This window comes from Marininema halotolerans (assembly GCF_900116235.1).
Taxonomy (GTDB): Bacteria; Bacillota; Bacilli; order Thermoactinomycetales; family DSM-45169; genus Marininema; species Marininema halotolerans.
The window spans coordinates 82224-104820 of record NZ_FPAA01000011.1 but is presented as its reverse complement, the minus strand read 5'-3'; the positions used below and the strand labels follow the sequence as shown (position 1 = coordinate 104820).

25 protein-coding genes and 1 pseudogene are annotated in these 22597 nt (G+C 45.1%); 25 read left to right on the top strand and 1 reads right to left on the bottom strand.

Annotated features, from left to right (window positions below; genetic code table 11):
* Window positions 1-3 precede the first annotated feature (3 nt).
* From spoIIIAG to CHX35_RS14135, 22 genes are all read left to right on the top strand, one after another.
* Window positions 4-645, top strand: a complete 642-nt coding sequence (spoIIIAG, locus tag CHX35_RS14235; protein ID WP_091838471.1) for a stage III sporulation protein AG — start codon at window positions 4-6, stop codon at window positions 643-645.
* A gap of 19 nt (window positions 646-664) precedes the next feature.
* The gene (locus CHX35_RS14230) at window positions 665-1252 is read left to right on the top strand and encodes a SpoIIIAH-like family protein (protein ID WP_245838853.1); all 588 of its coding nucleotides are present in this window, start codon (window positions 665-667) and stop codon (window positions 1250-1252) included.
* Window positions 1253-1512: 260 nt separating this feature from the next.
* The gene (gene accB, locus CHX35_RS14225) at window positions 1513-2019 is read left to right on the top strand and encodes an acetyl-CoA carboxylase biotin carboxyl carrier protein (protein ID WP_091838465.1); all 507 of its coding nucleotides are present in this window, start codon (window positions 1513-1515) and stop codon (window positions 2017-2019) included.
* A gap of 22 nt (window positions 2020-2041) precedes the next feature.
* Window positions 2042-3391 (top strand): acetyl-CoA carboxylase biotin carboxylase subunit, encoded by a 1350-nt coding sequence (gene accC / locus CHX35_RS14220; RefSeq protein ID WP_091838462.1) that lies wholly within the window; start codon window positions 2042-2044, stop codon window positions 3389-3391.
* A 4-nt stretch (window positions 3392-3395) separates the two neighbouring features.
* Window positions 3396-3812 (top strand): Asp23/Gls24 family envelope stress response protein, encoded by a 417-nt coding sequence (locus CHX35_RS14215; RefSeq protein ID WP_091838460.1) that lies wholly within the window; start codon window positions 3396-3398, stop codon window positions 3810-3812.
* A 37-nt stretch (window positions 3813-3849) separates the two neighbouring features.
* A complete protein-coding gene (gene amaP / locus CHX35_RS14210; protein WP_091838457.1) occupies window positions 3850-4416 on the top strand; it encodes an alkaline shock response membrane anchor protein AmaP in 567 nt (188 codons plus the stop codon).
* A gap of 229 nt (window positions 4417-4645) precedes the next feature.
* Window positions 4646-5086: a transcription antitermination factor NusB gene (gene nusB / locus CHX35_RS14205; RefSeq protein ID WP_176392095.1), complete on the top strand. Its 441-nt coding sequence runs from the start codon at window positions 4646-4648 to the stop codon at window positions 5084-5086.
* Between the two features lie 189 nt (window positions 5087-5275).
* Window positions 5276-6133 (top strand): bifunctional methylenetetrahydrofolate dehydrogenase/methenyltetrahydrofolate cyclohydrolase FolD, encoded by an 858-nt coding sequence (folD, locus tag CHX35_RS14200; RefSeq protein WP_091838451.1) that lies wholly within the window; start codon window positions 5276-5278, stop codon window positions 6131-6133.
* A gap of 29 nt (window positions 6134-6162) precedes the next feature.
* On the top strand, window positions 6163-7533 hold the full coding sequence (gene xseA, locus CHX35_RS14195) for an exodeoxyribonuclease VII large subunit (protein WP_091838448.1): 1371 nt from the start codon (window positions 6163-6165) through the stop codon (window positions 7531-7533).
* Window positions 7517-7783: an exodeoxyribonuclease VII small subunit gene (gene xseB / locus CHX35_RS14190; RefSeq protein ID WP_091838445.1), complete on the top strand. Its 267-nt coding sequence runs from the start codon at window positions 7517-7519 to the stop codon at window positions 7781-7783. Before xseA ends, xseB begins: the two co-directional genes overlap by 17 nt.
* A 1-nt stretch (window position 7784) precedes the next feature.
* Window positions 7785-8681 (top strand): polyprenyl synthetase family protein, encoded by an 897-nt coding sequence (locus CHX35_RS14185; protein ID WP_091838442.1) that lies wholly within the window; start codon window positions 7785-7787, stop codon window positions 8679-8681.
* A gap of 516 nt (window positions 8682-9197) precedes the next feature.
* The gene (locus tag CHX35_RS17610) at window positions 9198-9356 is read left to right on the top strand and encodes a hypothetical protein (RefSeq protein WP_176392094.1); all 159 of its coding nucleotides are present in this window, start codon (window positions 9198-9200) and stop codon (window positions 9354-9356) included.
* A 128-nt stretch (window positions 9357-9484) separates the two neighbouring features.
* The gene (locus CHX35_RS14180; protein ID WP_245838847.1) at window positions 9485-10156 is read left to right on the top strand and encodes a hypothetical protein; all 672 of its coding nucleotides are present in this window, start codon (window positions 9485-9487) and stop codon (window positions 10154-10156) included.
* A complete protein-coding gene (gene dxs, locus CHX35_RS14175; protein ID WP_091838439.1) occupies window positions 10128-12029 on the top strand; it encodes a 1-deoxy-D-xylulose-5-phosphate synthase in 1902 nt (633 codons plus the stop codon). The genes CHX35_RS14180 and dxs overlap by 29 nt, the downstream gene beginning before the upstream one ends.
* A 6-nt stretch (window positions 12030-12035) precedes the next feature.
* The gene (locus tag CHX35_RS14170) at window positions 12036-12845 is read left to right on the top strand and encodes a TlyA family RNA methyltransferase (RefSeq protein ID WP_091838437.1); all 810 of its coding nucleotides are present in this window, start codon (window positions 12036-12038) and stop codon (window positions 12843-12845) included.
* Between the two features lie 80 nt (window positions 12846-12925).
* Entirely contained in the window at window positions 12926-13444 is a 519-nt protein-coding gene (locus CHX35_RS14165; protein WP_091838434.1) for a hypothetical protein, read from the top strand.
* A gap of 28 nt (window positions 13445-13472) precedes the next feature.
* On the top strand, window positions 13473-14357 hold the full coding sequence (locus CHX35_RS14160) for an NAD(+)/NADH kinase (protein WP_091838430.1): 885 nt from the start codon (window positions 13473-13475) through the stop codon (window positions 14355-14357).
* Window positions 14354-14800 (top strand): transcriptional regulator AhrC/ArgR, encoded by a 447-nt coding sequence (ahrC, locus tag CHX35_RS14155; RefSeq protein WP_091838427.1) that lies wholly within the window; start codon window positions 14354-14356, stop codon window positions 14798-14800. Before CHX35_RS14160 ends, ahrC begins: the two co-directional genes overlap by 4 nt.
* Window positions 14801-14812: 12 nt before the next feature.
* The gene (gene recN / locus CHX35_RS14150; protein ID WP_091838424.1) at window positions 14813-16513 is read left to right on the top strand and encodes a DNA repair protein RecN; all 1701 of its coding nucleotides are present in this window, start codon (window positions 14813-14815) and stop codon (window positions 16511-16513) included.
* 154 nt (window positions 16514-16667) lie between these two features.
* Window positions 16668-18188 (top strand): SpoIVB peptidase, encoded by a 1521-nt coding sequence (gene spoIVB / locus CHX35_RS14145; RefSeq protein WP_425435368.1) that lies wholly within the window; start codon window positions 16668-16670, stop codon window positions 18186-18188.
* Entirely contained in the window at window positions 18140-18910 is a 771-nt protein-coding gene (gene spo0A / locus CHX35_RS14140; protein WP_425435373.1) for a sporulation transcription factor Spo0A, read from the top strand. Before spoIVB ends, spo0A begins: the two co-directional genes overlap by 49 nt.
* A 549-nt stretch (window positions 18911-19459) precedes the next feature.
* Complete coding sequence (locus CHX35_RS14135; protein WP_217895889.1) at window positions 19460-19819, top strand: excalibur calcium-binding domain-containing protein; 360 nt, start codon at window positions 19460-19462, stop codon at window positions 19817-19819.
* Between the two features lie 171 nt (window positions 19820-19990).
* On the opposite strand, the gene CHX35_RS17750 is transcribed toward CHX35_RS14135, so the two are convergent.
* A complete protein-coding gene (locus CHX35_RS17750) occupies window positions 19991-20164 on the bottom strand; it encodes a hypothetical protein (RefSeq protein ID WP_217895888.1) in 174 nt (57 codons plus the stop codon).
* 302 nt (window positions 20165-20466) lie between these two features.
* Here CHX35_RS17750 and CHX35_RS18170 point away from each other — a divergent pair.
* The 3 genes and pseudogenes from CHX35_RS18170 to CHX35_RS14120 all read left to right on the top strand — a co-directional run bounded on the left by CHX35_RS18170 (window position 20467) and on the right by CHX35_RS14120 (window position 21956).
* A pseudogene (locus CHX35_RS18170) lies at window positions 20467-21323 on the top strand (DNA polymerase).
* A 65-nt stretch (window positions 21324-21388) separates the two neighbouring features.
* A complete protein-coding gene (locus tag CHX35_RS14125) occupies window positions 21389-21667 on the top strand; it encodes a hypothetical protein (RefSeq protein WP_091838412.1) in 279 nt (92 codons plus the stop codon).
* 25 nt (window positions 21668-21692) lie between these two features.
* Entirely contained in the window at window positions 21693-21956 is a 264-nt protein-coding gene (locus tag CHX35_RS14120) for a hypothetical protein (protein ID WP_091838410.1), read from the top strand.
* The last annotated feature ends 641 nt before the right edge of the window (window positions 21957-22597 follow it).

Here is a 22597-nt window from a genome sequence, read left to right as displayed (position 1 = left end):
TCGATGATTAAGCGTCTGGTTGATCGGATTGAAGCGGTACTCGGGGGAGGAGAGAAAGGAGAGGGAAGAGTTAACACCTTTCGTTGGCTAATTTTGATCGGATGTGTGGGGTTGGGAATCATGATTGTTTCTTCCTTTTTTGCCGATCATCAACAAGGATTCCCAACCACTGGACTGCCAACAAAGGACAAGAAGGAGGAAGTCTCGTCGACTCAATGGGGTAAGAACTCTGCAGAGATCAGCATGAAAGATTATGAATCGATGTATGAGTCTGAGCTATCAGACATGCTAGCGAACGTAGTTGGTGTACAAGAAGTTACCGTGATGGTGAATCTTGACTCCTCCGAGGAAGAAGTTTACCAACGGGATCGCCGTAGCCAAGAGCAGTTGACAAAGGAAACAGATACCCGCGGAGGCAATCGACAGATCAGGCAGTCGGATCAGGATGAAAAGGTGGTGTTGCAACGAAAAGACGACGGTGAACAAGTTCCCATTGTCGTCAAGAAGATCAAACCCTATGTCAGAGGTGTATTGATTGTTGCCAAGGGAGCAGAAAACTTGCAAGTGAAGGCAGCGATTATTGAAGCGGTACAGCGGGTGTTAGACGTTCCTGTTCATCGAATTTCCGTTTTACCAAAAGGCTAAGGGAGGGTTTTTTGTGAATATGAATAAGCAGACGGTGTGGCTCGTAACCATGTTGACCTTAATGGTGGTATTGTCGGCTTACTACATTGTAACTGGCCCAGTTGAACCGGCAGATAAGACGGCGATGGAAGATAAGGTTCTGGATACAACGAAGGTGGATGTAAAAACCAAGGAACTTGAAAAGGGAGACAAGGAACAAAAAACGGCAGGGAAAGAGTCAAATTCAAAGGTGAAAGAGACGACGACAAAAGGAGAGAATGACTACTTTGTCGGCTATCAATTACAACGGAACACGCTTCGTTCAAAGTTAACGGAAGAATACATGAAAGTGTTGACGGACCCACAAGTTTCAAAGAAAAAAGCAAATGAAGCCGAGGCAAAGATTAATGAATTAACGAAGGTGGATAAAACCGAATCTGTCATGGAAGATTTAATTCGAAACGAAGGTTTTCAGGATGCTGTGGTGATTGAAAATGCGAATAAAATGGTCGATGTGATCGTGCAAAGCAACAAATTAACCAATGCCCAAGTGGTCAAATTAATCGGAATGGTGAAACAACAAATGGATGTTCCTGCGACCAAAGTATCGATTGCTTATAAGCCATAACTTTCGAGTGGGGTCGCCTCCTAATATAGGAGGTTTTTCTTTTTATGAAAAAGGGGTGGTACATCGTTCTTCATGGTATATTGGATAGGGAGTCGATGAAGGATTTGCTTCGTCGTACAGGACAACGTAAAATATAACCAGATGACGTTGATCGGTGATGTCCTCTGGAAGGCATCAGAAGGTTGAGCGGAGGCACCCATTTCGATAAAATGAACAAGCCCCGCCCCGATCATGATACACGAGAGGAGTGCACTCTACTAATGAAAATGCACGAGATTCGCGAGCTAATTCGATTGGTTGATGAATCAAAAATTGAAGAATTTGAGCTGGAGAACGATGGCACGAAAGTTCTCATTAAAAAAGCGATTGCAGGTGCTAAGGAAGTAAGCATTATGCCACTTGCACCCGAGGCGTCTCCTGCGCCTGCAGCACCCACTCATGCTCCATCTTCTGTGGAAGTACCAGTAGAAGAGCCTGTCAAAAAAGTGGAAGAGCCTGTAAAGGAAGAAGTGGATTCCGATGCGAGTCTACATAAAATTGTTTCTCCAATGGTCGGAACCTTTTATCGGTCTCCTTCTCCGGATTCTGACCCGTACGCTAACAGCGGTGATCGGGTAGATGAGAAGTCAGTGGTTTGCATTGTTGAGGCGATGAAATTGATGAATGAGATTGAAGCAGAGGTGCGAGGAGAAATCGTTAAGGTACTCGCCGAAAACGGGCAACTGGTTGAATACGGCCAGCCGCTGTTTCTGGTGAAAGTGGACTAAACAGCGGAAGGGGAGATGCCTGATGTTTAAAAAAGTGCTGATTGCTAACCGAGGAGAGATCGCCGTTCGCATTATCCGTGCTTGTCATGAGCTGGGTATCCAAACAGTTGCTGTCTACTCCGAAGCCGATCGGGATGCTTTACATGTTAAATTAGCGGATGAAGCTTTCTGTATTGGACCCGCTTCTTCGAAGGATAGCTATCTCAACATGACCAATTTGATGAGTGTAGCGACCTTGGTGGAAGTGGACGCGATTCACCCAGGTTATGGATTTCTAGCGGAAAATGCGGATTTCGCTGAACTCTGTGCTGCTTGCAATATTACCTTTATCGGTCCCAGCCCTGAGGCGATTATTAAAATGGGTGATAAAACCACAGCGAGGGATACGATGAAAGAGGCAGGTGTCCCTGTTGTCCCTGGTACAGAGGGCATTATTGAAGATATGGACATCGCTCTTTCGACTGCATTAGAAATTGGTTTCCCAGTGATTGTGAAAGCCACAGCGGGTGGTGGCGGTAAAGGAATGCGTGTGGTACATAGTGAAGATGAATTGCGACGCGCTATTCAGATGGCACAACAAGAAGCAGCAGCGAACTTTGGTAATTCAGGAGTATACTTGGAAAAATATCTAGTCGAACCTCGTCACATTGAAATCCAAGTGTTAGCAGATGGGAAAGGAAATACGATTCACCTCGGTGAACGAGATTGTTCTATCCAACGACGCTATCAGAAATTGATCGAAGAAGCCCCTTCTCCGGCCCTTGATCCTGAATTGAGAAATCGCATGGGGAAAGCGGCTGTAGCAGCCGCAGAAGCGGTGAATTATGAAGGGGCAGGTACGGTTGAATTCCTTCTGGATAAAGCCGGGGATTTTTATTTTATGGAGATGAATACACGAATCCAGGTAGAGCACCCGGTAACGGAATTAATTACAGGGATTGACCTCGTCCAAGAACAGATTCGAGTGGCGGCAGGAAAAGAATTGATGGTGAAACAAGAGGAAATCCAAATTGAGGGTTGGGCTATCGAATGCCGAATCAATGCGGAGGATCCTGCTCGGAAATTTATGCCGACACCAGGCACGATTCAGTTCTACCTTCCTCCCGGTGGCGTGGGTGTACGTGTCGACAGTGCAGCATATCCTGGATACCGTATTCCACCTTTCTATGATTCCATGATTGCGAAGCTGATTGTTTGGGGTAAGGATAGAGATGAGGCGATTCGTCGTATGCAGCGTGCACTTGCTGAGTTTGCAGTGGAGGGCATTAGTACGACGATCCCCTTTCATATGAAATTGTTGGCTAATCAACGCTTTCGTGATGGTGATTTTCACATTCAGTTCCTTGAAAGTGTTAATTTAGAGGAGGAATGATTCGATGGAAAATGAGATTCTTCATCATGAAGCTCGTGTAACGGACCTTGGAAGAGTAGAAATTGCTCCCGAAGTGATTCAAATTGTAGCTGGCCTTGCAGCCCTGCAAGTAGAAGGTGTTGCAGGGACAAGCGGTGGCGTCGTTAGTGATATCACCCAATTTCTTGGCCGGAAAAATCCGAAACAAGGCATTAAAGTGGAGTTAACGGATGATGCATCGATTACCGTATCCATCATTGTTCACTATGGATATTCCATACCGGATATTGGTAAACAAGTCCAGGAAAGCGTTAAAAATGCTGTGGAAGCGATGACAGGACTTGAGGTCGCTTCAATCTCTGTCCGTGTTGTTGAAGTGAAATTTGTTGCTGAGCAAGAGCGGTCAATGAAGGAAGTCGACTCATCCCAGCGTGTGAAGTAATTGGATGTTACCGAACATCTGGGAGGAGGTACAGGTGATGAATCGTCCTAGGCATCGGCTCCTCTTGACATTTTATAATTTCATTCTATTGTTGTTATCGGTGCTTGGAATTGTCGTGTCCCTAAATCGATATCCTGAGGCGGAACAAGTTGTTAGCGAGTGGATTGGGGAATTTTATAGGGAGCCAAGTTTGCGTTGGCCTTTGTTAATTCTTTCGACACTCGTGCTCATCCTTACCCTTCGACATATTTGGGGAGTTGTCTATCGGCAGCCAGATTCTCATGGTGTGGATCGTCTCACCGAGTTGGGACATATCCAGATCTCATTGCAAACCCTCGAAGCGCTTGCGACAAAAGCTGCTCAACAAGTATCGGGGATCCGTCAACTTACAGCGCGTGTTCGTCAAGATAGCCATACATCCTCAGTAGGAATTGGACTAAAATTGACAGTCGACGGAGAAACTCCTATTCAAGCCCTGTCTGAACAATTACAGTCTACGGTTAAAAAGAATGTAGAAGAGATCTCTGGAGTCGGCGTCCATCAGATATCCGTCTATATTGCTGACATTGTACAACCCGAGCGGACACCCATCCGTGTGGATTAAGGGCAGAGGGATGGACGCTGGCATATCCATCGTTGTGGTTTACTGGGGATCGGTATTGGGCATTGTTCGGGTTTATCGATTGTTTTGTAGGTTTTATCCGAGGGCAACAGTTTGATAGGCAAGATGATCTGAAGGAAATCCTCGATGAGATGATCTTAGTTAGTGGTTGAGGAAATAATTCTTCCCGGCCTTTATGGTCCGGGATTTTTTATCGAAGGGAGGCATTCTGATGAGTCGTAGACAAGCACGTGAACAAACACTACAGACCTTGTATCAATTGGAGATGAACCCCGAAGCGGGTGAGCGGGTCGTAGCGGAAAATCAGGAGCGATTGGCAAAGGGTGACGTAGAAAAAGAGGATATTGCTTTCTTTTTAGGATTGACTCAGGGTGTGCGTCAACATATTGAAACACTGGATCCGATTATTCAAAAGTACTTGAAACAGGATTGGACCCTCTCACGCCTGTCTCTTGTTGATCGCACGGTACTCCGCATGGCAGTGTACGAAGTGCTGTTTGAACAGGACATTCCTGTCGGCGCATCCTTAAACGAGGCGGTTGATTTGGCAAAAACCTTTAGTACAGAGGAGTCTGCTCGCTTTATTAATGGTGTTTTGGGTAATTTAACAAAAAATCTGGATGACATTCAACGTTCATTGAGTCAATCATAAGTGCTTATTGAGATGGGGCGTTCGGTATAAATTTGTACTTGGCAACCGGGTTCATATCTCCTCAAAAAGATAAAAGACGTATATTAAATGTCCGATGACATCTAATGTTCGTTTTTTGTGCTTTACAGTGGTTGCTACAACCAGTAGAATGAGGGCGAAGTCAACCAAGATGAAGAGGGGTTGGATCCAGTGAATCGGGGACAAATTATCGATGGAAAAGCAATTGCTGCGCAAGTGAAATCAGAGGTTAGAAGTACAGTAGGGGATCTCGCTAAGCAAGGAATTACTCCTGGATTGGCTGTTGTCTTGGTGGGGAACGATCCAGCTTCGGAAACCTATGTTCGTGGGAAGATTCGTGATTGTGAAGAGGTCGGTATTCATTCTGAGCTTATCCGTTTACCAGCAGAATCGACGGAAGAAGAATTGCTGGCTGTGGTGGCTCAATTAAATGATGAGGCTTCCATTCATGGGATTTTGGTTCAGTTACCTTTACCCAGCCATATTCCCGAGGAACGAATTATTGCGGCGATCTGCCCTGAAAAAGACGTGGATTGTTTTCATCCAATGAACGTTGGGCGGTTAGCAACGGGTTTACCAACCTTATTACCTTGTACTCCCCACGGCATCATCGAAATGCTAAAACGGACAGGCATCGAAATTGCTGGAAAACATGCTGTGGTGGTTGGTCGGAGTAATATTGTTGGGAAGCCAATCTCCTTTTTATTGCAACAGCATCATGCCACGGTAACCATGTGTCATTCACGATCGGGTGATCTTGCTTCTTATACACGAGAGGCGGATATTTTAGTGGCAGCAGTAGGAAAAACACGGATCATTACTGCTGACATGATTAAACCTGGGGCTGTCGTAATTGATGTTGGCATGAACCGAGATGAAAATGGAAAGTTGGCAGGGGATGTGGACTTTACTGAGGCGAAAAAAGTGGCTTCCTATATCACGCCTGTGCCAGGTGGGGTCGGTCCAATGACAAGAGCGATGTTACTTGTGAATGCTTGTAACGCGGCAGCATCCATCGATAATCGATAATTCACCTTCATGAAGGAAGAGGTGTAAGTATGCTCGAAGGCGTGGGGGAAGAATCCTTTACAATTACCGATCTCGTACGTTATCTCACGCTCATGGTTGAGAAGGATGAGGTCCTGTCACAACTTCGTGTGCAAGGAGAAATCTCGAATTTCAAACGGCATGCTCGTGGGCATTTGTATTTTACTTTAAAAGATGAACACACACGCATACGAGCGGTGATGTTTGCCGGTAATACACGTCGCCTTCGCTTTACACCGAAGGATGGGGATGAGGTTCTTATTCGTGGGCGGGTGGGAGTCTATGAGCGCGATGGACAAGTACAATTATATGTTACTTGGATGCAACCCCGTGGTGTTGGTGATCGATATGCGGCTTTTCAGGAACTTAAGGAAAAATTAGAACAAGAAGGCTTATTTTCTCCACTTTTTAAAAAGCCATTACCATTTTTTCCGCGACGGGTAGGGGTAATTACTTCTGCTCATGGTGCAGCGGTTCGTGATATTATCACAACGATTAAACGTCGCAACCCTGCTGTGAATATCTTACTTTTGCCAGTACCCGTTCAAGGTGAGGACTCCCCTGGTGCTGTAGCAAAAGCAATTCAAGAGATGAATGGCTTTGATGTGGATGTGATGATCGTTGGTAGGGGTGGAGGATCATTAGAAGAGTTATGGTCCTTTAATGAAGAAATTGTGGTGCGTAGTATCTATGATTCGACGATACCTGTGGTCTCTGCCGTCGGTCATGAGACTGACACATCCCTTGCAGATTTTGTAGCGGATATGCGAGCGGCAACACCGACTGCAGCTGCTGAGTTAGTAACACCTCGCTTGGATGATCAGGTGTCACGTCTATCCGTACTAAAAAATAGCCTCCTCCGTGCTCAACAAAGGCAAATCGACGGCATGAAGGAACGTCTTGCTTATGCAGTGAGCCGGCCGTTATTCCGCCGTCCTCGAACACGACTCGATCAAGAACAACAACGATTGGACTATGTAACGGCGGATCTCATCCGTGGGATACGGTTTCGTTTATCTCGCCAGCAACATGAATTGGATCATCATCGTACACGGATACAGGCGCAAAGTCCGCAAGCGCGCCTAGCGAGTATCTCGGATCGTTTAAACCGGTTGAATCATGGGTGCAAACGAGAGATCCATCGCCGAATAAAGGAACAGAAGGATCAATGGCATCGCCGGGTGGAAAGACTCGATGCACTCAGCCCGTTAAAGGTAATGAGTCGAGGGTATTCCCTTGTGTACCGTCAAAATGAGACAGAATTGGTTCGCTCTGTTCGGCAGATTCAGCCGGGTGATTTAATTAAGGTGAGGGTATCGGATGGGAAATTAAAAGCCCAAGTTTGGGGATGGGAGGAGGTTCCCGATGGAAAGTCCAGATAATATCAAACCAGGGGAGCTAGAAAATCTGCCCTTTGAAGTAGCTATGGAACAGCTGGAAGAAGTGGTTGATCAATTAGAAAATGGAGAAGTTCCCTTAGAAGAGGCGATTCGCCTTTTTGAACGGGGGATGCGATTGGCCCGCTTATGTGGCACGAAGCTGGAACATCTGGAAAGCCAAGTGGAAATGCTTGTTCAGGAGAATGGTGATTGGGTGAAAAAACCCTTTTCACCAGAAGGAGACGGAGAATAAGGTGACTGCTATTCAACAGTATCTACAACAGAAAGTAACCCACGTTGAGAAAAAACTAGAGGCGTACATAGCGGAATTGCCTTTTGATCCCACTCCTTTACGCGAGTCAATTGCCTATTCCTTGATGGCAGGAGGGAAAAGGCTACGGCCGGTGTTGACCCTAGCGACAGCAGAAGCATTGGGGGCAAAGGAAGAAGATGCTCTTCCCTTTGCTTGTGCCATTGAAATGATTCATACATACTCCTTAATTCACGATGATCTTCCTTCAATGGATGATGATGACTATCGTCGCGGCAAGTTGACCAATCATAAAGTTTATGGTGAAGCGATGGCGATTCTTGCAGGGGATGCTCTATTAACAAAGGCCTTTGGTATCATGGCTGAGAGTGTTCTACAAGCCGGCTTACCTCCTGAAACTGGATTGGAAATGATTCGTGAAGGTTCGATTCGTGCAGGTGCAGAGGGAATGGTGGGTGGGCAAGTAAAAGATATCTTAGCTGAGAACAAAAAGGTTGATTTAGAACGTTTACAAGATATTCATCGCGCAAAAACGGGAGATCTTATTACCTTTTCCGTTCGTTTGGGTGCGCGAATAGCAGGCGCTTCATCCTCTCAGCTAGCAGCAGTAACTTCTTTTGCTGAAAGAATCGGTCTTGCTTTTCAAATACAGGATGATATTTTGGATGTTGTTGGGGAACAAGAGAAGCTTGGTAAACCGACAGGCAGTGATGAAGAGAAAAATAAATCAACCTACCCCGCACTATTAGGATTGGAACCTTCTCGTCAATGGGTTCGCGAATTAATTACCGAGGCTAAAGGATGTCTGACCTCCGAGCCAGGGATCAATGCAAGTGATCTCCTTGCCATTGCTGATTATCTAGTTTCACGAGATCGATAGGGATCATCAATCGAGGGGTGATAGGAGGAGGTCCGTCAACAGGGCCTCTTCATTGTCTGTCTGCAAAAAATTGTGATATAATGACCCCAATATAGAGTGGCGCAGTATTCTAGTCGGTTCCTCTCTTCTGAAGGCGGGGCTAAAAATCCGCCAAAGGGCACATCGATGAAGTCCCTGGTGTTGGCTTCTGACGCCCCGTCGGGGGTCGATGCCGGGGGTTAAGGAGGAAGGGCGATCCACAAGGGCATGTGGGCGATGACCCGGCCTTCGCGGAGGCCCCAAAAGTGTGATGAGATGTCGCCGGATATTTTCGTCCCTTTGGGGTATCAACCTGTCTTGCGGGCATTCGACGGCCTAGTAGACAGCGTAGCCTGCCTTGAGTGGTGTCGCGGGGATGGGAGCCTTTGATGAAGGGTTTTTCTGAAAGCGTCACTGCAAAAGAGGATAGGAAGAGCCTTCCGGAACCGTTGGGGAAAACCCCTAGACTGTTTGCTTAATGGCAAGGTGGGTCGGGGATTGAAGTGCGGACTAAGTGGTAATCCAGTCTGGCGAACGGTGACGGCGCTGAGGAAGAGTATAAAGGGAAACCGCCACGATGGCGACATCGCGGATCTCTTCTTGGGAAAACCTACTGGACCTAAGCCGCAATATTTACTCGAACGACTGCCACTCTAACTCGCACTTATACTTATATCTGTCTTTGGTCATCGAAGTCCGTTTGATCGGCCGTTGGCGGGCTGACCTCCATCGCGCCGGTCCACTGGGAACGGAGTGCCGGCCCGTCACCTGGGTCGGCACTCCGCATGTTTATGGATTTTGCTGATGGGGGAGTGGCTGAAGTGATGGTGAGAGAAATCCTTCGTCGATCTCTACGCTGGGCCATAGTCATCAGTTTAGTAACGGGATTGCTATCGATGGGTTTTACCATGGTATCGGGTACTTTTCTACGAGGCTTGCCATGGAGTGGCGGTCTAATCGTTGTCATATTGATTGTCATTACAGGTGTCGCTTTTGATATGCTAGGAATTGCTGCAACAGCAGCGAAGGAAATGCCCTTTCACTCGATGGCCTCGCGCAAGGTACAGGGAGCCCGTCATGCCATAGCGATCATTCGTAAAGCGGATCAGTTTTCAAATTTTTGTAATGATGTTGTAGGAGATATCAGTGGAATCGTTAGTGGTGCAGCAGGCTTTGCCGTTGCCTACTCGCTATTTCTTTCCCTCGACCTTTCTGGTAGTCGTTGGTGGTTGGAAACAGTGGTGATTGGCTTTATCTCGGCGATAACGGTCGGAGGAAAAGCCCTTGGGAAAGCTGTATCAATGCGTTATAGCAATAAAATTATTTTTCAACTTGGTAAATTATTTTTCATATTGGAGAAAAGATTTCATATCCAACTCTTTGATGTAAAGAATAAGAAAAAAAGAAAGCGAAAGCGAGGCGTTCTTCGTGCACCTCGAACAGATAAGCTCGCCTGAACAATTGAAAAAAGTAACCCCGGAAGAACTCCCACAGATAGCTGAAGAAATTCGAAAGTTTCTTTTGGATAGTCTCTCAATCACAGGGGGGCACTTGGGTTCAAATCTTGGAGTGGTGGAGTTGACGCTTGCCCTTCACTATCTTTTTGATAGTCCCAAGGATAAATTTTTGTGGGATGTGGGCCATCAAGCGTATGTGCATAAAATCCTGACGGGTCGCCAAGGGGATTTTCCTACTCTCCGTAAATATAAAGGATTGTGTGGATTTCCCAAGCGCAACGAAAGTGAACACGATTGTTGGGAAACTGGGCATAGCAGTACGTCGCTTTCAGGTGCGATGGGCATGGCTGCTGCCAGGGACCTTCAAGGAGAATCGTACCGAGTCATCCCGATTATTGGTGATGGAGCGTTGACGGGTGGTATGGCTCTTGAAGCACTCAACCACATTGGTAATGAGCAACGAGATATGATGGTGATTCTCAATGATAACGAGATGTCGATTTCACCCAATGTGGGTGCACTGCACAATTATTTAGGGAAATTGCGCACCAATCGTTCGTATCACAAGATGAAGGATGAAGTCGAAGCGCTACTGAAGAAAATCCCTTCGGTTGGTGGGACCTTTGCCAATATGGCTGAGCGAATTAAAGATAGCTTAAAATATCTTGTCGTCTCAGGGGTTCTCTTTGAACATCTTGGATTTACTTATCTTGGTCCTGTCAATGGTCACAATTTAAACGAATTAATGGAGTGCCTAAAACAGGCGGATCGTACCCCAGGACCGGTTTTAGTCCATGTCGTTACAGAGAAGGGGAAAGGGTATCTTCCAGCGGAGACCAAAGAAGATAAACTCCACAGTGTTGCAAAAGGGTATAAACTGGAAGAGAGCAAGTTGACTGAAACCACTGTGAAAAAAGCAGGGGCAGAACCACCTAAATATACGAAGGTATTTGGTGACACGTTGATTCGTTTAGCTGAGGAAGATCACCGCTTAGCTGCGATAACTCCAGCGATGCTAGGTGGTTCCGGAATGAACGAATTTGCTAACCAATTTCCTGATCGTTGTTTTGATGTGGGGATAGCAGAACAACATGCTGCTACCTTTGCAGCGGGATTAGCCACCCAAGGAATGAAACCGGTATTAGCCATCTACTCAACATTTTTGCAACGCGCCTATGATCAGGTAATTCATGATATCGCACGACAAGATCTGGATGTGATGATTGCGGTAGACCGTGCGGGATTTGTGGGTGCAGATGGTGAAACCCACCAGGGCGTTTACGATATCGCTTACATGCGCTGTATCCCTAATATGGTGATCATGATGCCGAAGGATGAAAATGAATTTCAACATATGCTTTATACGGGACATCAATTTGCAGGACCCACTGCAGTTCGTTTCCCACGTGGTGCTGGAATCGGTGTGAAGATGGATAAGGATATGAAGGAGCTGCCGATCGGAAAAGGGGAGATCCTCCGCGAAGGACGTGATGTTGCCCTCTTTGCCTTTGGAACGATGGTGTCGACAGCACAAGAAGCGGCGGAGCAATTGGCTCGTGAAGGAATACAAGCCCGGGTGATTAATGCTCGTTTTGCGAAACCCCTGGATACAGAAATAGTAGATCAGCTCATTTCAGAAGGAATGCCCATAGTCACCATTGAAGAAGGTAGCGCCATAGGGGGTATTGGGAGTGCAGTCCTTGAGTATGTTTCCTCTCAAGATGCAAGGCTTGAAGTGAAAGTGCTGGGCATTCCCGATTATTACGTAGAACACGGTTCCCCTGAAGAACAGAAAAAAGAAGTGGGACTCACAGTTGAAAACATTGCACGGACAGCGAGAGGGTTAACCCCTCGCCGACGACAACGGGCGTGATTTTTTATGGCGAAAGAACGATTGGATGTTTTATTGGTTACCGGTGGGCATTATGAAACTCGTCAACAAGCACAACGAGGGATTATGGCCGGACTGGTAAGGGTAAATGGCGAAAGAGCGGACAAGCCAGGTACTCGGTATTCCTTAGATGTGACAATTGAGGTGGTTGGGAAAGAGCATCCCTTTGTAAGTCGTGGAGGCTTAAAGCTTGAGCGAGCAATAGAAGCTTTCTCTTTAGACCTTTCTCAGAAAACCGTTCTCGATATAGGTGCCTCGACAGGCGGATTTACAGATTGTGCCTTAATGAACGGGGCTTCTAGTGTCTATGCTATCGATGTAGGGTATAATCAACTCGCATGGAAATTACGTCAAGATCCTCGGGTTGTGGTGATGGAACGTACCAACTTTCGTCATATGAAACCTGAAGATTTAACAGGGCAGCCTCCCGATTTTGTCACGATTGATGTTTCTTTCATTTCATTGTCAAAAATACTTCCACCCTTAAAGGGGTTACTCGCCGAACATGCAACCATTGTCGCCTTGGTAAAACCGCAATTTGAAGCGGGGAAAGGTCAAGTTGGCAAAAAAGGAGTTGTACGGGATCCACAGATCCATCGCCAAGTATTACAAGATTTTGTATCCCTTGTGCGAAAGGAAGGCTTTGACCTTCGCGGCTTAATTCCTTCTCCGATCAAAGGTGGAGAGGGGAATGTAGAGTTTTTAGGGTATCTTAGCTGGCCCCAAGGAGGTCAGTCAATTGAAGATGAGGATGCACGGATCACATCGTTAATTGAAGAGGTTCATACCACTCCTTGATCGAGGGATCTTCTTTTCCTTATTAAACAGGATTTTTCGCGTAACAATGCGAATCTGTTGGAGGAAAAGGAGGGAGCTCGATGATACTCCGTGATGGAGATTTAATCGTCCTTTTCCTGTTATTGATGGTCGTTGTTTTTTTCATCATTCGTTGGTGGAAAAAAGCCGATTATCGCCCAGTCCTAACAACATCCGATCGCCCGATTCGCGGGGAAGTCCCTCTCATGCTTGAGGCTGATGGATTTGAGTTAATTGCGGCGAAACAACGTTTACCCATTGCGGTATATGTTGGGGATACCAGTTATGATAGTCGATTGTATGTGGACTTTGTCGCTACACGCGCGGGGAATACGTATCTGGTGGTTCTTGCCAAAGAAAAAAAACCTCTTCGTTTTTCAGGAGCAGTGCTCCGAGACCGATTTCTTGCCCATGTTTTAGCTTTTCGGGCAGACGGTATTCTGTATGTGGAGCCACATCATGGTGTGTATAAGATGGTTTCATTTGACGTTACAGGGGTTCGCTATGCTCCTCGGCGTCGATTGGCCTCCTACTTAATTCCATTTATTTTAGGAGCACTGATTACTCTTCTGATTCGATAATTCTGTTGCATATCATTGAGGTGGAGCCATGAAGACGGTAGGTATTTTAGTCAATAACAGCAAACCAAAGGCACGTTTAATTTTACAGGAACTTGTCACACTTCTTGAAGAACGAGGAGCAAAAGCTTGGATCGAGCCTGACATGGCAAGCGATATTAAGCGGGAAGATCTTAGTCTCGTGGTGGATCGTTTTCCTACCTGTGTCGATCTGGTCTTTGTGTTGGGCGGGGACGGAACTTTATTAGGGGTGGCCAGACAGTTAGCAGGACATGAGATTCCGATTCTCGGATTTAACTTAGGTCATTTAGGTTTTTTGTCTGAAGCAGAACCCGATAATCTCTCGGTCGCCGTTGATCGTGTGTTATCGGGGGATTATTACATAGAAGAACGACTGATGTTGGATGCTGAAGTGGATCGAGATGGCAAAGTTGTGGAGTGGGGAATTGCACTCAATGATATTGGAATTGCCAAAGGTTCTTTTAGTCGCATGATTGAAGGGAAAGTGTTTTTAGATGGGGCATACCTTGGCACCTACTCGGGAGATGGATTAATCGTCTCGACTCCAACGGGATCGACCGCGTATTCTTTATCGTGTGGAGGTCCCATCGTTTCCCCAAATGTTCCATGCATCCTCCTTACTCCCATTTGTCCACATACACTGACCTCTCGGCCTATGGTGCTCCCTGCTGAAGGAATTATCGAAATTAAGGTAAATGCGACCCATCAGGACATCGGATTGACCATTGATGGTCAGGAAGGGTATGTATTAAAAGCCGGTGATATAATTAGGGTCCGTGTTTCTTCTCACATTACCTCGCTAATTAAATGGAGAGAACGGTCATTTTTTGAAGTGGTTCGTAAGAAACTTCAAGGAGAACAAGAAGAAACATCAAGGGTGGAGGGCCGAAAATGAAAGCACAACGTCATATCAAGATTCGGGAAATTATTACCACTCTAGATATTGAAACCCAGGAAGATCTGGTCATTCAGTTGCGCAAAGCAGGTTACAATGTAACCCAGGCAACGGTTTCACGGGATATTAAGGAACTTCATTTGGTAAAAGTACCAACGAATAATGGTTCCTATAAATACTCACTTCCTGCGGATAACCGTTTTAATCCCCATCAGAAATTAAAGCGTATGATGACCGAAGCTTTTGTTGGCATTGATCGTAGCGAAAATCTTCTTGTGATGAAAACGATGCCTGGTAACGCAAATGCGATCGCCGAATTGCTCGATAAACTGGATTGGTCGGACTTATTGGGAACAATTGCTGGCGACAACACGATTCTGATAATCTGTCGAGATAAAGAACGTGCCCCCCAAGTTGAAACACGGCTGATTGACATGCTGTAGAGGTGAAGATGCATGTTGCATGAACTATCTATCCGGGATTTTGCGATTATCGAACAAGTTCATCTTACATTCTCTGAAGGATTTCATGTTCTTACAGGAGAAACGGGAGCTGGGAAGTCGATTCTTTTCGACGCGCTCAGTTTGATTGTTGGTGGACGAGGTTCTGCCGACTTTGTTCGCCATGGAGCAAAGAAAGCCGAGGTAGAAGCTCTGTTTGAGTTAACAGAGGATCATCGAGCTCTTATTGAATTAAAAAAACTGGGTCTTTCTTTGGAAGATGGATGTCTGGTTATTCGCCGGGAAGTCACGCAACAGGGGAAAAGCACCTGTCGTATCAATGGTCAATTGGTTACGTTGGCCATGTTGAGGCAAGCTGGCGAGTATTTGTTGGATATTCATGGTCAACATGAACACCAGTCCCTAATGAGAACCGAGGAACATCTTTCTTGGCTGGATGCCTATGGTGGACCCTCCCTTTCTGAGGCGCTGAACAAATATAAAAAATCCTTTGAAAAATACCAAGAGGTCACTCGAAGGTTAACTACACTGGATCAAAGTGAGAAGGAAATTGCCCAACGAATTGATCTATTGACCTTTCAAAGGGATGAGATTGCTGCTGCTCGGCTCGAGGCTGGGGAGGAGGAAGCGCTCTTTCAAGAACAGAATCGCCTTGCTCATGCTGAACACCTTACCCATCGTTCTGCCAGTGCCTTTGAGCTTCTATATGGTGAAGAACAAGGCGGAGAGCGATTGAACCGAGCGGTTCGTGATTTAGAAGAAGTTGTTCGTTTCGATGAATCCCTGCAAGAAGTTCTGGAACTCGTTCAATCGGCTTATTATCAGGTAGAAGAAGCAGCTAGGCAACTGGGAAGGTATCAGGATGAATTAGAATTTGATCCAGTACGGTTATCTGAAGTAAATGATCGGTTAACTGAAATTGAACAATTAAAACGAAAATATGGCGATACCGTGGAAGAAATTATCGCACATGGTAATGAAGCTGCAACGGAGTTAGAAGGTCTCGAGCACAGCGATCAGGTAAAACAAGAGCTGATGGAGCAGCAAGCCTCTTTATTGACGATATTAGAAGAGGAAGCCGCATCGTTGACCCAGTTGCGAAAAAAAGCGGCTATAACCCTCGAACTACGCGTGGAAGAAGAATTGGTGGATTTAAATATGAAGGGAACACGCATTCAGGTGGCCTTTCATGATCAAGTCAGTAACAATGGATTGCGCTATACCGCTACGGGAGATGATTATGTGGAGTTTCTTATCGCTCCGAACCCGGGTGAACCACCTCGACCCTTAGCAAAAATTGCTTCGGGTGGAGAATTGTCGCGCATTATGTTGGCTTTAAAAACCATCTTTTCAGATTTAGATGGAATCAATACCCTTATTTTCGATGAAATTGATACAGGGGTAAGTGGACGAGCTGCCCAAGCCATTGCAGAAAAAATTACTCGCCTGGGAAGAAACCGACAAGTGCTTTGTGTGACTCATCTTCCGCAGGTAGCATGTATGGCAGATATTCACTTTCAAATCAGCAAAGAAACCCTTGAAGAGAAAACCCGTACGCGTGTGAAAATGTTGACCGAAGAGGGACGAGTGATGGAATTGGCCCGTATGCTTGGTGGAGTGGAAGTGACGAAGACGACCCAAACCCATGCGCTGGAAATGTTGCAGCTCGCTGAGAAAACAAAAGAAAACATGTAAGCCAAACCCTCCGATTCCGGAGGGTTTTTTCTATCCACAAAAGGCTGCACCGGTTTAAGGAAGCATTTGCGTGACATAAAAGAAATCCAGCGCGGACACCTTAAACAATACGATGGAGACATCGCAGTGGAGGTGTAGGTAGGAGCGCAGGAGTGTGAGGGCTTTGGGGCGCAAACAGAGAATAAAATGGACGGGATTGTGTTTGGCTGTGTTGTTGGTATTAGGGAGCATGAGTACCCCTTTCCGACAATATATGGCTTTTCCAACAGAGCTACGGCTGTTTTCTGGAACGCTAAAAGAGATCAGCCTGACCATGCCTGTAGCGGCGACAGCGGTTGTTTCTGACCCAAAGGTTGCAACAGTGAATCGTTCAACCAGTGATCATGTACAAGTTCATCTTAGCCATCCTTTTACCGTGGTACCGAAAAATATCGGTCAAACCCAATTGTCACTTCGGTTGTTCGGGTTGGTACCTGTGAAAAAAATGAAGGTAAAAGTCCTACCGGATATTCGTGTGATTCCAGGAGGGCAGTCCATTGGCGTTAAGATGAAATCGGCTGGACCCATTGTTGTAGGACATCATCTTGTATCAGGCATGGGAAAGTCGCCGAGTGAGAGCTCAGATATACGAGTAGGCGACTATATTTTAGCCATGGATGGAGAACCCATACATGAAATTGCTGAGGTGGCAAAGGTCGTTACAAAGGCTGGAGAGGAAGGACGCGCGATCCAGGTACGGTTGAGACGGGGAAACAAGCAAAAGTTGGTCTCGCTAACACCTGCCTGGGATAAGAAAGAGAAAGTGTTCCGTATCGGGCTTTATATTCGTAATTCAGCGGCGGGTGTGGGTACCCTTACCTTTTATGATCCACAACGAGAGGTATATGGGGCATTGGGGCATGTCATTACCGACATGGACACAGGAGAACCGATTGCTGTGGGTGGAGGAAAAATCATTCATTCCAATGTAACCTCTATCCAGAAGGGTGCAACAGGAGAACCTGGGGAAAAAAGAGCTATTTTCTTCCGCGAAAATCACGTTTTGGGAACGATCAAACGAAATACTCCCTTTGGTATTTTTGGCAGCATGTCACATGAGCCCGACAGTGGGATGATTCGTGAACCGGTACCTGTTGGCTTATCAGAGGAAGTGAAGGAAGGGCCAGCAAAGATACTCACAGTAGTGGATGGACAAAAGGTGGAGAGTTATGACATCGAAATTGCCCATCTCATCCATCAGAAATTCCCTGCTACAAAGGGAATGATCATTAAAGTAACCGATCCCAAGCTCTTAAAAAAGACAGGTGGAATCGTACAGGGCATGAGTGGGAGCCCTATTCTTCAAAACGGCAAGTTAGTCGGCGCAGTTACCCATGTATTTGTCAATGATCCGACTTCGGGTTATGGGACTTATATTGAATGGATGCTTCAAGACGCAGGGGTTTTACAAACGACGGCCTTTCAAAAAGGCCGTCGTTTTTTTGTATTCAAACGGAAATTTACGGAAAGGAAATCTGAAAAAAGCAGGAATGAATGCTTTCGTTGTCGAACCCTTGAACTCAACAGAGTAATATTAGAGAGCAGTGAGAGTGCGTTAAAAAGAGGGAGGGGCCGGATGTGGAGAAGATGCGTGTCATCCTGGCGGATGATAATCGAGAATTTGCGGAATTACTAAAGGATCATCTTAATTCCCAAGGGGACATTGAGGTGGTCGGTGTGGCTTACAATGGAAACGAAGTATTGGAGTTATTAGAGGAACACTCACCGGATGTCTTGGTGTTGGATATTATCATGCCCCATCTAGATGGCTTAGGAGTATTGGAAAAGTTGAATGAACGAGGATCATCCATGCCCAAAATTATTATGTTAACGGCATTTGGGCAGGAGAATATTACCCAACGTGCTGTAGAATTAGGCGCCGCCTATTATATTTTAAAACCCTTCGATATGGATTTGCTAACGCATCGCATCCGCCAGATGCAGGGTCAGTCATTAACGACAACACGTAGCAAATTAACGCCATCAGGAAGTGCTCCCCGGACAGAGAATTTAGATGCAAACATTACCACCGTCATTCATGAAATTGGTGTGCCTGCGCATATTAAAGGTTACCTTTATCTGCGTGAAGCGATCACCATGGTATACAACGAAGTGGAGCTACTAGGAGCCATAACGAAAACCCTGTACCCTCGTATCGCCGAGAAGTACAATACCACCCCCAGTCGCGTTGAGCGAGCCATTCGCCATGCCATTGAAGTGGCTTGGAGTCGTGGAAACATGGATTCCATCCGTAAATTATTTGGCTACACCATCAACGTAAGTAAAGCCAAACCGACCAACTCGGAATTTATTGCCATGGTTGCGGATAAACTACGGATTGAGCATAAGGTGGGGTAATCGCTTAAGTGGTAAGGGTTTCGACAGAATCTGGCTATCGATCCACACTGATAAACTTCTGGCTCTCACAAGGAGTTTTTCAGAAACTATGCCTGCACTCGCGAAAGCGGGTGTTTTTTTTATGCTTGAATTTAATTTACCAATGCACTAAAGGACTTAACAAACGTATGTTTGTATATAATCATTCTACCAATAGATATAGAAGATTTAACTGAGGAAGAGTTAAAAAACTTCCAGCGCTGGAGCACTGCATTTACTCGCTTCTTTTTAGCTCTCCCTCCGTTATATGCCGTCACCTCCTTTTAACTAATAATTGATATAAGCCCTACTATAGCCTCCTTATATATTTTTTTTAAAATGTACTAAAAAATGGACAAAAAACGACATTACTTTACGAATAATACTTATGAGAACATGAAAGGGCTGTTGCCAATGGAAAATAGGAACGATTCAAAAGGGAAACGAAGATTTAAGGCGGGGTGCTTTGGATGTTTAGGATGTCTAGGTATACTCCTCCTTTTTGGTTTACTCATGGGAGCATGTGGAGCCATGATGTCCGATAGTAATGAAGCAGGCTCAGATAAGAAAACCATCACATCGCCTGACAAAGATGACCAAAGTAAAAAGTCGAAAGACTCCTCAAAAGAGACAGAAAAAAAGAACGAATCAAAACCTAAGTCAGATACAAAAGATCCTAAATCTAGTTCTGAACCCAAACCAAAACCAGAACAAAAGAATAAGCCAAAACCAAGTTATAACGGGCGCTACAACCCAAACGGAGCAGATAGGGATTGTTCAGATTTCAGTACCCAAGCGGAAGCACAAGCTTTCTTTATAGCCGCAGGGCCTGGAGACCCTCACGATCTGGATCGAGATGGGGATGGCATAGCTTGTGATACGTTACCATAATAGCCGAATACATTACTTACTTATTATTGTACCTCCGTCTATATAAGGTGGAGGTATTATCTATTCATCCGCCACTTTGATACTTGGTTCGATCATCGTCGTGGTGAGGCGGTACTGGTACTATAATACCTCCGTCACTACCGATTTGATCACCACCTTGGCCTTGACCGCCTATGTCGCCGCCAGTCTGTCCATCACCGTCAGGAATACCACCTCCGTCTCTTCCGGGGTTATCAATCGGTGGTCTCTGTGGTGGTGGACTGGCTGGTTACCAAGAAAATCGCGCAATAAAAAACCGCCGAAAAAGGCGATTATGGTAAAGATGAGTATAACAGCATTTCTCAAAAGACATGTCCTCCTTGTGTATTAATTTCAGCTCAATGCTATTGTAGAATTAAGTTTTTCTGTCCACTAAAACGAAGCTAACTCCATTAGGGAAAAACACTAACTGCGCCAACTGAGGAAACAATAGAGGAGTCGTGGCAACGGATCTATAGTTCGAAACTATCGGAGATTGACCGTGGTAGGTTGGATGAGGTAAAAAAAGCAATGGAAAAGGGTAAGATTACTAGACTTCACGAAGATATGACGACGAAGAGAGGAAGTCCGAAAGCGTTCAGTAAGGCGGAAGCACTGCGGATGTGGCGATGGCTTCAGGAAGCAACCCGCGCAGAGAAATTGCGAGAAATGGTTGCGAATACTCCTTCAAACTACTACTTAGTAAAAGACGAACAAGGTTATCTTATATGATTCGCGAGATTGAAAGAGCAGAGTTGATAGCGGTTGACTTCGAGACATTTGGAGATGAAAAAGGGAAGCTAGTTTTTAAGCTAGAAATGCTCGTTGCAAGGGAGTTTATTAAAGCAGATTTGAGGGGCATTCGTTTTGATACGTACAGAGCGAAGGAGCTAGATAAAACCTATGCAGAGGAGGAAGAAAAGCTAAAAAAAGACATCTTTCGTCTATTAGGAGAGGAGATCAATCTTAATTCCCCTGCGCAATTATCTAAGAAGTTATATGTAGATTTACGGCTACCGGATGTGGATAATGGATTAACGGGCGTAAGAACCCTTAAAAAGTTAAGCAAAAAACACGAAGTAATGCCTAAACTACTAGAGTACCGCGAAGTAGGGAAGTCACGTCAAGCGTTTACAACAAACTACCTGATACTGTGAAAAAGGACGGTAAAATTCATCCTTGGCACAATACTTGGGGAGCGGCAACCGGACGGTTTACATGTAAAAATCCAAACACGCAACAGATTCCCGCTAAAAGACCAGAAGTACGGCACTTGTTTCAGGCTGACGGGAAAGAAACTACACCTGTATCGAAATTAAAAAGTCTAGTAACGATCTATTCTGAGACCTTCAAGATTGGTGAATGCTTTCGTGATGTTATACTATATCATTGGAGATACATATTTATGGCTAAATATTGTAGACTTTCTATGTTGAAGAGCTATTGTAAAAAATACTTCAGTTTGATCCTGAAACAGAGAAGATGAGGAAAATCTTTCTAGCAAAAGATGTTACACCGAAAAGCATGGTAGTTCTTGGAGGTTTTCTCTATGTGACAACAGATGAAGGATATTTATTTAAATTGGATAACCAGTGCAAAGTGCAAAACAAAATTCGAGAGGCACGTGGCGATGATGATGATAAATATTTAAGACAAGTGAAAGCCTCTGGTGAAAATATTTACACATTAGCTCTAATCCCTCGTGGGGAAAAACATTCAGGATATATTGGTGTCTTCGATAGAGATACATTAAAGAGAAAAAAACGCATCTATTTACCAGAAATGGATAATACAGCAGTGAAAGACTTTGTGCTCCTACATAACAAATAAATTAAATGACCAGGGAGGAATCAGCATGAATTTAGAACCTGCAGCGATTGTCTTGGTATATCCCTTGTATTCACTCATAGCAGGGATCATCCTTCAAATTTGGCCGAAACGCCTATGGTTAGGGCCCCTACTTGCTGGATTGTTCCACCTCTATCTATTGTATATCACGCAGGATTCGGATTATGTTATGTATGTGGTATTCAATGTGCTAGTGAGCTTTTGTGGCGCTCTACTGGTCTATGCGATACAGCGACTACTATCGAGGCGTAAAAAGAAGCGACGTGGATAAAATACCCAATCTCGAATCCGCTTATATTTGAATTCATACGATCCTTTTCGCGTGTGTTAAAAATGAAGGCTTCTCGAAATAATGTCACATAATATAGATAATTACAGAGGGTTATTAAATGACGAAATTCCAGTGGGAGCGGTACTGAAGTGAATAGAGAGTTCTTTCTTCGTTGTAATTGTAATAGGTGATGAAACTGGTAAAGCTTAATATGATAGGTACCCAAAAAACACTAATACACCCGTGTTTTTTGGGTATTTCTATTCAAGAAACAAACGTTAGAACCTGATTTCTTGACTCTCATTTTTGAGAAAAAGGAAGTGGGAGTACCAAACATAATAACGTCTGACAATAGGTGTAGGTCACTACACCCTCTCAGCTCAAGAAAAACAGGGTTCTACAAGTTTTAAATATAATCTTAATAATCTGCATTATTACAGAGAAAAACAAGCTTAGAAGAGCGCGCAGAAGGAGTTTTTATAAATTACAATTCAATACCTCCGTACACCCGATCCATTTCATCTTGATTAAAGCCGAGATAGCGGTATGTCTCTCGCTCTAAAACGCCAATATGCCCATGTCTTCCGCAGACTATGGGTATTTATATTGTCTTTAATACCTGCTTTTGTTGCGGCATTCTT

What these genes read in the sequence shown, in the direction of transcription:
- spoIIIAG (WP_091838471.1), top strand. Translation starts at nt 4, where the DNA reads ATGATTAAGCGTCTGGTTGATCGGATTGAAGCGGTACTCGGGGGAGGA.
- CHX35_RS14230 (WP_245838853.1), top strand. Translation starts at nt 665, where the DNA reads ATGAATAAGCAGACGGTGTGGCTCGTAACCATGTTGACCTTAATGGTG.
- accB (WP_091838465.1), top strand. Translation starts at nt 1,513, where the DNA reads ATGAAAATGCACGAGATTCGCGAGCTAATTCGATTGGTTGATGAATCA.
- accC (WP_091838462.1), top strand. Translation starts at nt 2,042, where the DNA reads ATGTTTAAAAAAGTGCTGATTGCTAACCGAGGAGAGATCGCCGTTCGC.
- CHX35_RS14215 (WP_091838460.1), top strand. Translation starts at nt 3,396, where the DNA reads ATGGAAAATGAGATTCTTCATCATGAAGCTCGTGTAACGGACCTTGGA.
- amaP (WP_091838457.1), top strand. Translation starts at nt 3,850, where the DNA reads ATGAATCGTCCTAGGCATCGGCTCCTCTTGACATTTTATAATTTCATT.
- nusB (WP_176392095.1), top strand. Translation starts at nt 4,646, where the DNA reads ATGAGTCGTAGACAAGCACGTGAACAAACACTACAGACCTTGTATCAA.
- xseA (WP_091838448.1), top strand. Translation starts at nt 6,163, where the DNA reads ATGCTCGAAGGCGTGGGGGAAGAATCCTTTACAATTACCGATCTCGTA.
- xseB (WP_091838445.1), top strand. Translation starts at nt 7,517, where the DNA reads ATGGAAAGTCCAGATAATATCAAACCAGGGGAGCTAGAAAATCTGCCC.
- CHX35_RS14180 (WP_245838847.1), top strand. Translation starts at nt 9,485, where the DNA reads ATGTTTATGGATTTTGCTGATGGGGGAGTGGCTGAAGTGATGGTGAGA.
- CHX35_RS14170 (WP_091838437.1), top strand. Translation starts at nt 12,036, where the DNA reads ATGGCGAAAGAACGATTGGATGTTTTATTGGTTACCGGTGGGCATTAT.
- CHX35_RS14165 (WP_091838434.1), top strand. Translation starts at nt 12,926, where the DNA reads ATGATACTCCGTGATGGAGATTTAATCGTCCTTTTCCTGTTATTGATG.
- CHX35_RS14160 (WP_091838430.1), top strand. Translation starts at nt 13,473, where the DNA reads ATGAAGACGGTAGGTATTTTAGTCAATAACAGCAAACCAAAGGCACGT.
- ahrC (WP_091838427.1), top strand. Translation starts at nt 14,354, where the DNA reads ATGAAAGCACAACGTCATATCAAGATTCGGGAAATTATTACCACTCTA.
- recN (WP_091838424.1), top strand. Translation starts at nt 14,813, where the DNA reads ATGTTGCATGAACTATCTATCCGGGATTTTGCGATTATCGAACAAGTT.
- spo0A (WP_425435373.1), top strand. Translation starts at nt 18,140, where the DNA reads ATGCGTGTCATCCTGGCGGATGATAATCGAGAATTTGCGGAATTACTA.
- CHX35_RS14135 (WP_217895889.1), top strand. Translation starts at nt 19,460, where the DNA reads ATGATGTCCGATAGTAATGAAGCAGGCTCAGATAAGAAAACCATCACA.
- CHX35_RS14120 (WP_091838410.1), top strand. Translation starts at nt 21,693, where the DNA reads ATGAATTTAGAACCTGCAGCGATTGTCTTGGTATATCCCTTGTATTCA.